The organism is Pseudomonas sp. SIMBA_068 (genome assembly GCF_046534705.1).
Lineage (GTDB): Bacteria > Pseudomonadota > Gammaproteobacteria > Pseudomonadales > Pseudomonadaceae > Aquipseudomonas > Aquipseudomonas putida.
Genome location: NZ_JAWRYI010001569.1, coordinates 1 through 238, shown reverse-complemented (window position 1 = coordinate 238; position 238 = coordinate 1). Strand labels below are relative to the sequence as shown.

1 protein-coding gene is annotated in these 238 nt (G+C 45.8%); it reads right to left on the bottom strand.

The window, feature by feature from the left end:
- On the bottom strand, positions 1–238 hold a 238-nt coding region (locus SB756_RS34965; protein ID WP_410913867.1), incomplete at both ends, for a hypothetical protein.

Here is a 238-nt window from a genome sequence, read left to right as displayed (position 1 = left end):
AAATATTGCCTTTTAGCATTAGCCGCGCGGGGATCCCACACAGTCACAACCCAACCCAGCTGCTTAGCCATAGAATAAACGGCAACAGCGTCGGCACCGCCACCCACAATTAAAATATGTGGGGCTGGGTATACGGCCACTTGAAGCCAATGCTGATTATTTTTTTCAATGATTTGTGCTTTACGATTAACAGAAAGACCATCAGAAACATTACGTATTGAAAAAACGCCCTGCCCCA